Genomic DNA, 13,784 nt, shown 5'->3' with positions numbered 1-13,784 from the left:
AAAACATGCTGGACACTTTACTAATAAATATCGGTCAATTACTAACAATGGATCAAGAAGATGGCTTGTTAAGACGGGAAGCGATGAACACGCTTCCTGTTATCGAAAACGGTGCGGTTGGAATTGAAAATGGTGTAATTACTTTCGTTGGAACAGCGGAAGAAGCGAAAGGATTACAAGCGAGAGAAGTTATTGATTGCGGCGGGAAAATGGTTTCTCCTGGTCTCGTTGACCCGCATACTCATCTTGTATTTGGTGGATCTCGTGAAAATGAAATCGCACTAAAACTACAAGGAGTTCCGTACTTAGAAATTTTAGAACAAGGCGGAGGCATACTTTCAACTGTAAATGCAACGAAACAGGCGTCGAAAGAAGAACTTGTTCAAAAAGCGAAATTCCATTTAGACCGTATGCTATCTTTCGGAGTTACTACTGTAGAAGCGAAGAGTGGTTACGGATTAGATGATGAGACGGAATGGAAACAATTAGAGGCAACAGCACAATTACAAAAAGAGCATCCGATCGATTTAGTTTCAACATTTTTAGGTGCTCATGCAGTTCCGAAAGAGTATAAAGGTAGATCGAAAGAATTTTTACAATGGATGTTAGACCTACTACCAGAAATGAAAGAGAAGCAATTAGCGGAGTTCGTTGATATTTTCTGTGAAACAGGTGTGTTCTCTGTAGAAGAATCAAAAGAATTTTTATTAAAAGCGAAAGAGCTTGGCTTTGATGTGAAAATTCATGCAGATGAAATCGACCCTCTTGGTGGTGCGGAAGCAGCGGCAGAAATCGGTGCAGCATCAGCGGACCATTTAGTTGGTGCTTCTGATAAAGGAATTGAAATGCTTGCAAATTCTAATACAGTAGCAACTTTATTACCAGGAACAACTTTCTATTTAAATAAAGAAAGCTTTGCTCGTGGACGTAAAATGATTGATGAAGGTGTTGCAGTTGCGTTAGCTACAGACTTTAACCCAGGTAGCTGTCCAACTGAAAATATTCAGCTTATTATGAGCATTGCGATGCTAAAATTGAAAATGACACCAGAAGAAGTTTGGAATGCCGTAACGGTTAACTCATCATATGCCATTAACCGTGGTGATGTAGCTGGGAAAATTAGAGTTGGTCGTAAGGCAGATTTAGTTTTATGGGATGCTTACAATTATGCTTACGTACCGTATCATTACGGCGTAAGTCATGTGAATACAGTATGGAAGAATGGTAATATTGCATATACAAGAGGTGAACAATCGTGGAGCACGGCCACTATTTAAAGAAAAATGCAAAGTTTATTGATCGTGAAGTGACGAAATGGAGTGAGATGATTAAAGATTGGGAGGAAGGTGTGGAAATATTCGGTGCTGCCTTAATTGGAGCACCCCTTTCTAAACCGTCTATTAGTCATTCAGGAGCGAGTTTTGCGCCAAAAACAATTCGTGCGATGTTAGATGCATATAGCACATATGCAATTACAGAAGAACACGATATGAAAGAAAGTGTCTTATATGATTGCGGCGATATTACGATGCATGTGACGGATATAAAAGAAAGTCATAAACGAATTGCGAAAACAGTTGGGCATGTAACGAAAGTAAACCCGAACGTGATACCAATCGTTCTTGGCGGTGACCACTCGATTAGTTTTCCGAGTATAACAGGTTTTGCAAACAGTAAAGGAAAGGTCGGAATTATTCAATTTGATGCTCATCATGATTTACGTAATTTAGATGATGGAGGCCCGTCAAATGGTACACCATTCCGTAGTTTACTAGAAAATGATGTCATTACTGGAAAACAACTTGTTCAAATTGGAATTCGTAATTTTTCTAATGCACGTGCGTACCATGAATATGCAATAGAGCATGGTGTAACAGTGTATACAATGAAAGACGTACGAGAGCGAGAAATAAAAGATATTATCACGGAAAGTATTGAAGTATTAAGAAATCAAGGTGTGACTTCTATTTATATTTCTCTTGATATGGATGTGCTAGACCAAGCGTTTGCACCAGGTTGTCCAGCAATTGGGCCTGGTGGGATGGATAGTACGACTTTACTAGATGCGATTGAATTCCTTGGTAAAGAATCGCTCGTTCAAGGGATGGATATAGTAGAGATTGATCCAACTCTTGATTTCAGAGATATGACGAGTAGAGTAGCAGCGCAAGTGATTATGAGTTTTCTTTTAGCGAGGGAAACAGTTAGCAAACAGGTTAGTATATAGACGGAAAAGTAGATATTTATTTATGCCTTATCAAAAACACATCACTACTTAAATGTAGTGATGTGTTTTTGTGTTAAAGGAGAATGAATGTGTGTGGAACCGTTAATGGAATTGCGATTTTTATAGTGTATTGTGTAAATTTAATTTCTTGCTTCTGAAGTATTGACTCGTAAAATAATTTTATGATAAAATAAAAATTTTGCTAAAAAACTAAAAGTATGTTAAGCTTGAGAAGGTTACCATATATGGAGGTGGATTATTTGTTTCAAATTGGTGATAATATTGTTTATCCAATGCAGGGAGCAGGTATAATTAAAGCCATAGAAGAGAAGGAAATCTCAGGAGAAAAACAACAGTATTATGTTATAAAAATGTCGGCTAGTAATATGGAACTAATGATTCCAGCAGGGAGAATATTGAATTCGAATATACGACCAGTTACGGATATAACCGCATTAGCACACATAATGGATATTTTTCAACATGGGGAATCAGATAGATTACTTACGTGGAAACAAAGGTATAAATTGAACACTGATAAAATAAAGACGGGTAAAATGCAAGAAGGTGCTGAAGTTGTGCGTGATTTAATGCGTATACAGAAAGAAAAAGCACTTAATGCAAGCGAAAAGAAGATGTTAGATAACGCATATGAATTTTTGATTAGTGAACTGGGATTAATTGAAGGTATCACAGAAAATCAGATAAAAAGCTTTTGTTAAGGTTCATTACAAATAATGTATTATATCCCAAAAAAGATCTTGAATTTTTTGGGAACATAATTATAGAAAATTTATCATTTCAAAGACATTCAACTCTTTCAAACCACTTTTAGAGCATTACCTCTATTGTTATTACTACAATCAAATCCATTTTTATTTTTTAATTTCATTTATGAATGTTCGAAGTTTAATTGAATACTTCGATAAAATAGTTACTTGATTTTTGCAATCCTGATTCACACTGGCACGGACGAGGAGCCGTAAGGATGAAAGAGAGGTAGGGCTTTCATTGTTTTAGGTATATAAGTTATTATTTTTAGAAGAATACTGAACCATTTTCACTTCTATTGATAAGGTGTTTTTTATTAAAGAGATAAACGAATTGACAGCCATATATGGTCAACAAAAAAGGTTTCCTCCTAAGGAAACCTTTTTAATATTATTTGCAGCGTTTTGTTTTTGAATATTCGAATTTTTTGTTATAAAGTCGTAAAAATTGACGTTACTATCTAAAAGTAAGTATGATGCGATTATAGTAAGATTTTTTAGGGGGGAAGAAAAATGACAAGTTCAAGTAATAAAGCAGCGAGTATTTATGAAGGAACAAATGTAAATGCTGGGGGATTTTTTGAAAACGTTGAAGAAACAAAGTTGTTTGATCCAATTCAAGTTGGAGCTTGGTCTCTTCGTAATCGTATAGTGATGGCACCGATGACAAGATGCTTTGCAGATAATGAGACTGGAGTAGTTGGTGCTGATGTAGTGGAGTACTACAGAAAACGTGCTGCGGATGGAATTGGACTAATTATTACAGAAGGAATTGTCATTAGTCCGAGAGCAAAAGGAAACCCAGGAGTACCAGGTATTTATACACAAGAACAAATCGATTCTTGGAAACCTGTTACAGAGGCAGTACATAAAGAAGGCGGGACGATTATTGCTCAAATATGGCATGTTGGGCGTATGAGTCATCATGAAATAATTGGTGGTCAAATGCCACAAGCACCGTCGGCTATCGCTGCAGAGGGGAATGTTCCACGCTTTCGTAAACCGTTTGATACGCCAGAAGCAATGACGTTAGAAGAAATACAAGAAGTGATCGGTCAATACGCACAAGCTGCGAAAAATGCGATCGAAGCTGGATTTGATGGAGTAGAAATTCACGGTGCACACGGATATTTAATCGATCAATTTACGTATGAGTTTGCGAATAAGCGAACAGATAAATATGGCGGTGATTTAAAACAAAGGTTAACGTTTATGAAAGAAGTAACGGCGGCTGTAATAGAAGCTGTTGGAGCTAATAAAACACTTCTTCGTTTCTCTGCTTTCAAAGGTGATAATCCTACTTATATGTGGGAAAACCCTGAGTTTGCAATTGAAACGTTCATAAATATGTTTAAAGAGGTTGGGTTAACGATGATCCATCCTTCAACGATGAATTATACGCAAGAGATTGCTGATGGAAAGAATTTTCATCAACTAGTAAGAAAATATTGGGATGGTACGATTGTTGGGGTTGGTAATTTAAATCCGAAAGAGGCCGAAGAAGCGTTGCAAGAAGGAACGATTGATGTAGCGGCATTCGGAAGACCGTTAATTGCTAATCCAGACTTTGTTCATCGAATTAAACACGCTGAAAGTTTAGTTGAATATGACGCGAAAGAGCATCTTGCTACGTTAGTATGAATAAAGATAAAAGGAGAGCACGTCGAGTGTTCTCCTTTTATTATGGAACTTCATAGGGGGAAGCGGGATGAGTGAAACGCTACTCGTTATTATTAGTATATTACTATTTTTAATGTTGCTTTTAATCGTCTTTTTTATCATTACATTTTTTATAAAAAAACGAACACACCATTCTATTTTAAAATTACATCCGTACTTAGGAAGAATGCGCTACTTACTGGAAAAGATAGGGCCTGAATTTCGACAATATTGGTTTGATCATGATACGGATGGAAAGCCTTTCTCACGTTATGATTTTCAAAGTGTTATGTTTTTAGCGAAATATCGCTCTGAAATACTTGGTTTTGGATCAAAACGAGATTTTGAAGCTTCTGGATATTATATTGCTAATACATTATTTCCGATATTAACTGAGGAATTAAGTGTGAATCTCACGCAAGAGCGGGAAGGTAAAAAGTACGTGATTCATAAAGAAGGGTTATTTTCAAGAAGAGAAAAATTGACAGCGGATACAACGAATCTTTGGCTGTACGAAGAAGATGATGCAATTATAGTCGGTGAGAACCGTAAATATCCGTGGAAGCTACATGGCATGTTTGGTGCATCTGCGACTTCTTACGGTGCGATTGGAGAAAATTATATTTTAGCGAGTGGTTTTGGAGCAAAAATGGCAGGCGGATCGTGGATTAATACGGGTGAAGGTGGCGTTATTCCAGAACATTTACATACAGGAGCGAATATCGTTGCGCAAATTGGTCCAGGGTTATTTGGATACCGTGATGAAGACGGTAATTTTTCAATGGGAAAATTCATGGAGAAAGCGAAAGAAAGTAATATTAGAGCATTCGAATTGAAATTTGGGCAAGGTGCTAAAATACGTGGTGGTCATTTAGAGGGACAAAAAGTAAATGAGAAAATTGCTTTTGTTCGCAACGTCCGAAAGGGAGAGACGATTAATTCACCGAATCGATTTTCATTTTTAAAGAATGCAGCGGATACACTTTGTTTTATTCAACAGTTGCAAGAAAACAGCGGTAAACCAGTTGGAATGAAAATTGTAATTGGTCAGCAGGAGCCTTTGGAAGATTTAATAAAAACAATGAAAGAACTAAACATTTACCCAGATTTTATTACAATCGACGGTTCAGAAGGCGGGTCAGGGGCAACGTATAAATCGATGGCAGATTGTATGGGACTGCCGCTTATTCCAGCATTACTTACATTTATTGATACAGCAAACCATTATGGTGTCCGTAACAAGTTTAAAGTATTTGCATCGGGTAAATTAATCACACCAGATAAAGTGGCGATTGCTTTAGCGATTGGGGCGGATGCTGTAAGTTCAGCCCGCGGATTTATGATGGCAAGCGGCTGTATTATGGCCCTTCAATGTAATTCTGGCCAATGTCCATCTGGTGTAGCCACGACGAATCCGCATTATCAAAAAGCGTTAGATCCGTATGAGAAGAAGTGGCGAGTCATGAATTATATTATTAGTATGAGATATAGTTTATTTTCATTAGCGGCAGCGGCGGGAGTGAAGAGCCCGCGCCATTTAACTAGAGAGCATATTGTGTTTAAAGACGAGGTGGGGAGAGTAGTTCCACTTTCGGAATTGTTTCCTATAGTAAATCAAACCTAAAAGTATATTTGATATGTAAGATTTTTTAGAGGAATAATCATATTTTTTGGAAAAATTAGGAGTATAATAGGGAAGTATTTTTGAAAATGACTATTTTTAGGGAGAGATTCACTTGCAGCAAGGTTCGTACAGTATTACAATTTTTTTACTCGTCATAGGGCTCGTTATATTTAGACGCATGCGCTCTATGAATCGACCAATTAATAATAAAGGAAGACGACTACTATTGCCATTATTCTTTTTATTACCAGGTTTTTCTTTATACGCAGCACCGATACAACTTGCTGGTTGGCAAATTGGTATAGCTGCTGGGATCGGACTGTTATTATCAATTCCACTTATTATTTTAAGTGGGTATGAAGTCAGAGAAGATGGTCAAATTTATGCAAAAAAAAGTATCGCTTTTATTGCTACATTTTTAGTTATCGTTCTTTTACGTGCTTATTTTAGAAGACATTTACAAGGTCTAGATCCAAAGTCAATCGGCATTCTTTTCTACACTCTTGCGGTTTGTTATATAGTACCTTGGCGTATTGGATGCTATATGAAATTTCGTAAAGTATATGTAGAGAAAGCAAAATTTGAGACGTCAATAAGCTAAAAGTCATACATTTGTATGGCTTTTAGTTTTTAAAATTTATCGGGTAAAGGAATGAAAATAAGGAATGAAAATAAGGTGTGAAAAAACCTCTTTAATTTTCTGAATATTATTACTTTAATTTCTTGAAAAATCATTGTAATCCACTGGGATAAAGGCGTTTATAAAGGTTTTCACATGTAATGAAAAGTGCTCGTTCACTTGAAAGAACAAAAAATGTTTGTTAAGGTAGGGAACCATAAGTGAAAACAAGAAAAATGAAAGTAAGGACTTATTGACAATAAAAAATAAGTAACTTATAATAAATCTTGAGTTCGAGATAAATAATGTTCATAATGAAAATTTATTATGGTTATAAATCGAACAAATATTTTTTGTGAATTATCTTGAATTCGAGATAATCCAATAGGTTAGACGCCGATACGTAATTTTGTGATTAATATCTCGGATTCGAGATAAAATTATAATGACGGATTTTACTTTGTAGCATGGACAAAATGAATAATGAATTTAAATGTAAAAGAATTTTTATAATGAAATAAAAAAGGAGTGGAAGAAATGGAAAAGAAAACAATGGGAATCCATCATATTACAGCGATTGTAGGGCATCCACAAGAAAATGTAGACTTTTATGCTGGTGTATTGGGGTTACGTTTAGTGAAACAAACAGTGAATTTTGATGATCCAGGTACGTACCATCTTTATTTTGGAAATGAAGGAGGAAAGCCTGGAACAATTATTACGTTTTTCCCATGGGCAGGTGCTCGTCAAGGTATTATTGGAGATGGTCAAGTAGGAATTACGTCTTACGTTGTACCAAAAGGTGCAATGGAGTTTTGGGAAAATAGATTAGAAAAATTCGATGTTTCGTATACAAAAATGACTCGTTTTGGAGAGCAGTATTTAGAATTTGATGATCCGCATGGTTTGCATATAGAATTAGTTGAAAGAGAAAAAGGCGAATTAAATAATTGGAGTTTTGGAGAAGTTACACCAGAAGTAGCAATTAAAGGGTTTGGAGGTGCTGTTCTTTTATCTACACAGCCTCAAAAAACAGCTGAATTGTTAGAACATATTATGGGTCTTGAGAAAATTGGAGAAGAGGGTGAATTTGTTCGATTCCGTTCTTCTGCTGACATTGGAAATATTATTGATTTGAAATTATCAACAATCGGTCGTGGCCAAATGGGCGTTGGCACAGTTCATCATATTGCCTGGAGAGCGAGTGACGATGCTGATCAGCTAGACTGGAAAGAGCATGTGTCGCGTTTTGGATATCACGTAACTCCTGTACAAGATCGAAATTATTTTAACGCGATTTATTTTAGAGAACATGGTGAAATCTTATTTGAAATTGCAACAGATCCTCCTGGTTTCGCTCATGATGAATCGTTAGAGACGATGGGTGAGGAATTAAAGTTACCGGAACAATATGAACAACATAGAAAACAGATTGAACAAACGCTTTTACCATTTGAAGTGAGAAATTTAGATTAAAGTGATTGAAGGGGGAACAGGATTATGATGAAACATGTTTTTCAAAAAGGAAAAGATACGTCAAAACCAGTGTTGTTATTACTTCATGGCACAGGTGGTAATGAATTAGATTTACTACCACTTGCAGAAATAGTTGATCCGGAAGCGTCGGTATTAAGCGTTAGGGGAAATGTGTTAGAGAATGGGATGCCGCGTTTCTTCCGCCGATTAGCAGAGGGCATTTTTGATGAAGAGGATTTAATTTTCCGTACGAAGGAATTAAATGAATTTTTAGATGAAGCGGCTAAAGAATATAAATTCGATAGAAATAACATTGTAGCTATCGGTTATTCGAATGGGGCAAATATCGCAGCAAGCTTATTATTCCATTACGAAAATGCATTGAAAGGTGCTGTGCTTCATCACCCAATGGTACCAAGAAGAGGAATGCAATTAGCAAATTTAGCAGGTAAATTTGTGTTTATTGCTGCTGGGACAAATGACCCAATTTGTTCATCAGCAGAGTCAGAGGAATTGAAGATACTATTAGAAAATGCAAACGCGAATGTAACAATGCATTGGGAAAATCGAGGGCATCAATTAACGATGGGTGAAGTAGAAAAAGCAAAAGAGTGGTATGACAAAGTATTTTAAAAAAGAAGCATCTGCTAACCATTAGCAGATGCTTCTTTTTTATTTAAGACTGGATTGCAAGATGAGATGAAGAAAGTGGTAGCTCAATATCAACAATTGTACCTTTATTTAATTCGCTTGAAATGTGTAATTTACCATGATGTTCTTCAATTATTTTGTAACACATCATTAATCCTAGTCCTGTGCCTTTTTCTTTTAAACTATAAAAAGGTTCGCCTAGACGGGAGATACGATCTTCTGGAATGCCACAACCTTCATCGATAATTCGTATTAAGATGAAATTATCCTCTAATGGTTTTGTTTGGATGAAAATATTTCCGCCATTTTGCATCGCTTCTATCGCATTTTTTAATATGTTTATAAAAACTTGTTTTAATTGGTTACCGTCACATTGAATATCATATACGTAATCAAAATGATCCATGATGATATGAACGCTATGCATAATTGCAGTCGGTAAAATAAATGTAACTACCTCCTCAATTAAAGTTTGTATGTTACAAGTTTGGATAGATAATACTTGTGGCTTAGACATCGCCATAAATTGACTCGTGATGGATTCCATTTGTGAAATCTCACTTAACATAACATCGATATACCATTTTTGCTCCTCATTTATTTCAGGGAGGAGCAATGTTAGAAAACCCTTTAGGGAAGTGAGTGGATTTCGAATTTCATGGGCAATTCCAGCTGTCAGTTGTCCGACTACTGCGAGCTTCTCAGATTTTCGTAGTAACTTTTCAGTTTCTTTTAGCTCAGTAACATCTCTCCCCATCACGATAAGACCTTTGCGAGAACCATCAGGATGATAAAGCGGAACTTTTGATATACTTAAGATTAAATCGAAATCATCTCTATGTATAATAAATTCCTCGCCATGAAGAATTTGTCTTTGTTGCCATGCTAGTTCATCGACTTCTTCACAATGTAAAAAAGCTTCTCGGTATGCTTCATTATATTGAATGAGTTCACTATCTTTTTTCCCGTGGTAAGGTACATGATGGAAGTTGAAGCAAGAAAGTGCGTAGTCATTTGCCTCAAGCCAGCGCCCTTCATGATCTTTAAATATAACAAACGCAGGCATGGAGTTTACTAATGTACGTAATCTCTTCTCACTTTCTTTTAGCATATTCTCAATTCTTTCTGATTTTTCAAGTGGCTTCATAATAGCGTATACACCAGTAAGACGATTTTGAACAAAAATAGGAACTAGTTTTGTCACAACATCTAATAAGAATCCATTTTTATGATAAATAGATAAGATATACTCTTGTTGATTATCCGCTTCAGTATTCTTTATATTTTGTAATACTTGCTCAGAAATATGGGCTCCTAAAATAGAGGTAATATTTTTCTGTTCTAATTCTAAAGAAGTGTAACCTAATATTCTTTCGGCAGAAGGATTTATATGTAGAATAACTCCTTCTAAGTTTAATGAAATAATACTATCAGGATTATGTTCGAACAGAGATGCGTACATTTCTGTTAATGAACGATCTTGTATATGGTTTCGCAAACGTCTAGAAATGTTCGGATGACGTTTTTTTTGAGTTGGTGAATATTTTTTACGACTCATAATAGTTCCTCCGTACAAATAGCATCTAAAAAGATTTGTCTATTCATAACTATAATATAGATGTGATGTGTATTTCTATAAAAAATGGAAGTTATAGAATAAATTTTGTTTTTTTATTTTTTTTGCAAAGTGAATGCAGGATGGTAATAAGGGGAGCTTATATTGTTTTATAAACCTTTTGTAAGTTACAGACGGCTGTTTTCCGTATAACATTAGGGTAGAGGAGGGGGAGAGAAAATGAAAAATTATATTCAAGGGATTGATCACGTGCAAGTAGCTGCACCTGTAGAGTGTGAAGAAGAGGCGCGTGATTTTTATGGGAATAAAATTGGTATGGTAGAAATTCCAAAGCCAGAAGAGTTGAAAAAACGAGGTGGATGTTGGTTTAAATGTGGAAATCAAGAAATCCATATTGGTGTCGAGCGGAACTTTACACCAGCTAAAAAGGCTCATCCAGCTTTTTATGTGAATGAAATTAATGAATTTAAGCAAACACTTATAGAGCAAGGTGTAAAAGTGATTGATGATTATGCACGGCCAGATGTAATTCGATTTTACGTATCAGACCCGTTTGGAAACAGAATTGAATTTATGCAAAATAAAGACTAGGTGTATCCCCACCTAGTCTTTAACTTCTTCTGAAAAGTCCTAACACTTCTACAGTTTCTGTAATATTAACGAATGCATTCGGGTCAATTTCAGAAATTGTAAGTTTCATACTTGCTAATTCTTCACGAGAAACGACCGTCATAAGTACACGCTTTTTCTCACTTGAATAAGCGCCTTCGCCATCAAGTAACGTTATTCCACGTACAACAGTTGAAAGAAGCTGTTTTTTCATTTTTTCTGCTTCATTTGTTACAATCATAAGTGTAACTTTACGATGTTTTGTATGAACAGCATCAATTACTTTACCAGTTACATAAATTGAAAGTAAGCTTGTAAGTGCAACATCCCAGGTGAAGAAGAATCCTGCGATTATTACAACGACTGCATTTAAAATAATAAGGAATCCGCCAAGTTTAATGTCTCGCTTGCGGGATAAAAGCATACCGATAATATCAAATCCACCAGTGGATCCATTGCAGTTAAAAACAAGACCAATACCAGCTCCGGCGATGACACCCCCGAAGATAGAAGATAACAATGGATCTGTTGCTACGACTTTTACTGGAACGTAGTATAATGCAACAGATAATACAACTACAGAGACAACTGTGTTAAAAATTACTTTTTTTCCAAGGCCTATGTACCCTAAAATAAGGATAGGTAAGTTTAATACAAAGTTAATAATGCCTGTGTTTACAGGGGTTACAATCCCTAAAATAATAGCAATTCCGCCAATTCCACTACTTAAAATTTTGTGGGGGATAAGGAAAAGATTAAAGGCAACCGCAATAATAATAGAACCGATAATAACACCAAGGAATCTGACCATTTCTTTCCCGTCCTTCACTGAAAAATTCATATTATTTCAAGATTATATATGATATTGAAAGTTTTGGGTAAAAACAGTTTATTTTGGTAAATTAGATTAATCGAAAGAATTTGAGTATTTTATCATTTGAAAGGGGATACAGTTGTGAAGATAAAAACATATCAACAGAAAAGCCCGTTGAAGCAAGAATGTGAGGATTCTTATTTTTGTAATAAAGATAAAAAGATTTATGGTGTATGTGACGGTGCAACACCACTTGTCCCGTTTCGTGATGAAAATGGACATAATGGAGCATACATCGCTTCGCATTTATTTGCAAATTATTTTACTGCATTACGAGAGAATCATAGTTTACAATTTGCAGTTGCCAAAGCAAATGAAGCATTACAAAGCAAAATGTTAGAATATGAAGTAGACACGAGAAAAAAAGAGCATTTGTGGTGCACATGTATCGCGGCAGTTCAAATAGTTGGTGAGAAAATTGAATATGCGCAGCTTGGGGACTGTATGATTGTCGCAACTTTTCAAAATGGAACGATGCAAGTATTAACGAAAGACACAGTTGAAGGAATTAGTAAACGAGCAAAAAGGAAGAGGGAAGAAGATCGTAAGAAAGGTTTATCTGTGCCGGAAGAACCTGTTTTTCAAGATGTTCGAGAACAATTAAAGTACAATCGTTATCTTGCAAATATGCCAAATGGTTACTCAGTTGCAAATGGAATGAAAGAAGCGATACATTATTTACAACATGGTGAATTACATATAGATGAAGTGAGTGGAATTTTTATTTGTTCAGACGGGTTATTCCATCCAGATTGGTCATTAGAACAAACTGTTGCATATATAAGAAAGAATAGTATAAACGAATATGTAGCAATCATTGAAAAGCTGGAAGGGGAAAAGAGAATAAAACCAGATGATAAAACGATTATTATGATTGATTTTTAAGAGGAGGCAGTTCAAATGGAAATTAAATATGTCAATCTAACATTTCAAGATGAATTAGTTCCTTTAGAAAAAGTAAATCAACTGATTATCCACCATACAGCTGAAGATGGATGGGACGTGTATAAAACACATGAATTTCATCAAACTGTAAGAGGGTGGAGCGGGATTGGTTACAACTATTTTATCGAAAAGGACGGAACTGTAGTGGAAGGGCGAGGTTTACATATTGGAGCGCACGCGAAAGACCATAACCGTCATACAATTGGAATATGTATGACGGGAAATTTCGATAAATACGATCCAACTCCTGCACAAGTGAATGCATTATATTCTTTATGCAAAATGTTTATGAAGCAATTTGCTATAAAGAAAGAAAATATACTAGGTCATAGAGAGTTAGAAGGAGTTACAAAAAGCTGTCCTGGTAATCGTTTTTCTATGGTAGAGTTAAGGAAGATATTATCTTAAATATAGAGGAGTAACAACGATGATGAATATAAAAATACCAAATGATAAAAAAGAAGAGCTTGTAGCGCAAATTCAGCAATTTTTCGTTGAAGAAGATTTAGATGAAATTGGACGTTTCCAAGCAGAGCGTTTAATAGAAGAAATGGTTAAATTAGTTGGACCATTTGCATACAATCAAGCAATTGGAGATGCAAGAAAGCTTGTAAGTGAGAAATTAACGAATATCGAAGAAGATTTATACGTGTTAGAGAAGAATGAAGGAAAATAAAAAAAGAGCCGATGGGCTCTTTTTTTATTTGATTGATAGCAAAAAAACATAGGGAAAACACGGAAAAGACATTGAAAA

14 protein-coding genes are annotated in these 13,784 nt (G+C 35.5%); 12 read left to right on the top strand and 2 right to left on the bottom strand.

Features of this window, described 5'->3' with window-relative positions:
- Nucleotides 1-5: 5 nt before the first annotated feature.
- The 8 genes from hutI to BHV55_RS18120 all read left to right on the top strand — a co-directional run bounded on the left by hutI (nucleotide 6) and on the right by BHV55_RS18120 (nucleotide 9,008).
- Nucleotides 6-1,277: an imidazolonepropionase gene (hutI, locus tag BHV55_RS18155; protein ID WP_000887540.1), complete on the top strand. Its 1,272-nt coding sequence runs from the start codon at nucleotides 6-8 to the stop codon at nucleotides 1,275-1,277.
- A complete protein-coding gene (hutG, locus tag BHV55_RS18150; RefSeq protein ID WP_000399831.1) occupies nucleotides 1,256-2,227 on the top strand; it encodes a formimidoylglutamase in 972 nt (323 codons plus the stop codon). Before hutI ends, hutG begins: the two co-directional genes overlap by 22 nt.
- 260 nt (nucleotides 2,228-2,487) lie before the next feature.
- Entirely contained in the window at nucleotides 2,488-2,949 is a 462-nt protein-coding gene (locus BHV55_RS18145) for a CarD family transcriptional regulator (RefSeq protein WP_170317877.1), read from the top strand.
- Nucleotides 2,950-3,510: 561 nt separating this feature from the next.
- Complete coding sequence (locus tag BHV55_RS18140) at nucleotides 3,511-4,638, top strand: alkene reductase (protein WP_000204588.1); 1,128 nt, start codon at nucleotides 3,511-3,513, stop codon at nucleotides 4,636-4,638.
- A 67-nt stretch (nucleotides 4,639-4,705) separates the two neighbouring features.
- Nucleotides 4,706-6,280: an FMN-binding glutamate synthase family protein gene (locus tag BHV55_RS18135; RefSeq protein WP_000005161.1), complete on the top strand. Its 1,575-nt coding sequence runs from the start codon at nucleotides 4,706-4,708 to the stop codon at nucleotides 6,278-6,280.
- A 112-nt stretch (nucleotides 6,281-6,392) separates the two neighbouring features.
- Complete coding sequence (locus BHV55_RS18130; RefSeq protein WP_001183922.1) at nucleotides 6,393-6,881, top strand: cytochrome c biogenesis protein CcdC; 489 nt, start codon at nucleotides 6,393-6,395, stop codon at nucleotides 6,879-6,881.
- A 555-nt stretch (nucleotides 6,882-7,436) separates the two neighbouring features.
- Nucleotides 7,437-8,375 (top strand): ring-cleaving dioxygenase, encoded by a 939-nt coding sequence (locus tag BHV55_RS18125; protein ID WP_000412731.1) that lies wholly within the window; start codon nucleotides 7,437-7,439, stop codon nucleotides 8,373-8,375.
- A 24-nt stretch (nucleotides 8,376-8,399) separates the two neighbouring features.
- A complete protein-coding gene (locus tag BHV55_RS18120; protein WP_000975483.1) occupies nucleotides 8,400-9,008 on the top strand; it encodes an alpha/beta hydrolase in 609 nt (202 codons plus the stop codon).
- A gap of 43 nt (nucleotides 9,009-9,051) precedes the next feature.
- Here the strand turns inward: BHV55_RS18120 and BHV55_RS18115 are convergent, their stop codons facing one another.
- Nucleotides 9,052-10,584, bottom strand: coding sequence for a BA3702 family sensor histidine kinase (locus BHV55_RS18115; RefSeq protein WP_030027183.1), 1,533 nt, complete (start codon nucleotides 10,582-10,584; stop codon nucleotides 9,052-9,054).
- A 237-nt stretch (nucleotides 10,585-10,821) separates the two neighbouring features.
- Here BHV55_RS18115 and BHV55_RS18110 point away from each other — a divergent pair, with 237 nt between their 5' ends.
- Nucleotides 10,822-11,193: a VOC family protein gene (locus BHV55_RS18110; RefSeq protein WP_000800767.1), complete on the top strand. Its 372-nt coding sequence runs from the start codon at nucleotides 10,822-10,824 to the stop codon at nucleotides 11,191-11,193.
- A gap of 19 nt (nucleotides 11,194-11,212) precedes the next feature.
- On the opposite strand, the gene BHV55_RS18105 is transcribed toward BHV55_RS18110, so the two are convergent.
- Nucleotides 11,213-12,022: a YitT family protein gene (locus BHV55_RS18105; protein WP_000251344.1), complete on the bottom strand. Its 810-nt coding sequence runs from the start codon at nucleotides 12,020-12,022 to the stop codon at nucleotides 11,213-11,215.
- A gap of 126 nt (nucleotides 12,023-12,148) precedes the next feature.
- Between BHV55_RS18105 and BHV55_RS18100 the strand changes: the two genes are divergently transcribed.
- Genes BHV55_RS18100 through BHV55_RS18090 form a run of 3 tightly spaced genes read left to right on the top strand, consistent with a single transcriptional unit; the run spans nucleotide 12,149 to nucleotide 13,706 of the window.
- Nucleotides 12,149-12,970, top strand: a complete 822-nt coding sequence (locus BHV55_RS18100; protein WP_070756886.1) for a protein phosphatase 2C domain-containing protein — start codon at nucleotides 12,149-12,151, stop codon at nucleotides 12,968-12,970.
- Nucleotides 12,971-12,985: 15 nt separating this feature from the next.
- A complete protein-coding gene (locus tag BHV55_RS18095) occupies nucleotides 12,986-13,438 on the top strand; it encodes a peptidoglycan recognition protein family protein (RefSeq protein WP_000404192.1) in 453 nt (150 codons plus the stop codon).
- A gap of 19 nt (nucleotides 13,439-13,457) precedes the next feature.
- On the top strand, nucleotides 13,458-13,706 hold the full coding sequence (locus tag BHV55_RS18090) for a DUF2164 domain-containing protein (protein ID WP_000981075.1): 249 nt from the start codon (nucleotides 13,458-13,460) through the stop codon (nucleotides 13,704-13,706).
- Nucleotides 13,707-13,784 lie beyond the last annotated feature (78 nt).

It is taken from the genome of Bacillus sp. RZ2MS9 (assembly GCF_001816185.2).
In the GTDB taxonomy this organism is placed as follows: Bacteria; Bacillota; Bacilli; order Bacillales; family Bacillaceae_G; genus Bacillus_A; species Bacillus_A cereus.
The sequence above is the reverse complement of the archived record's forward strand: the minus strand, read 5'-3'. Positions and strand labels throughout refer to the sequence as shown.